At 62.5% G+C, this 251-nt stretch carries 1 pseudogene; it reads left to right on the plus strand.

From position 1 onward, the window contains the following. Positions 1–80: 80 nt before the first annotated feature. Positions 81–251, plus strand: a pseudogene (locus tag SB751_RS33435) (carbohydrate ABC transporter permease); the annotation flags it as partial.

Here is a 251-nt window from a genome sequence, read left to right on the forward strand (position 1 = left end):
GTGCTGTTCGCGATCATGCTCGTCTATATCGTGTGGCAGCTGCGCAAGCTGGTGCGCGTCGAATCTTAAGGATGTCGAACATGTATCCGATGCCAATATCCCGCTGGGGACGTCCCGCCCGCTGGCTGTACCGGCTGTCGCTGCCGTGCGCGCTTGCGCTGTGGCTCGTGCCGCTGCTCGCGGTGCTCGTCACGTCGATCCGCTCGACCGACGAGATTATGGCCGGTCATTACTGGGACTGGCCGAAGCAG

The sequence above is a fragment of the Cupriavidus sp. SIMBA_020 genome (assembly GCF_046535395.1).
GTDB classification, from domain to species: Bacteria; Pseudomonadota; Gammaproteobacteria; order Burkholderiales; family Burkholderiaceae; genus Cupriavidus; species Cupriavidus campinensis.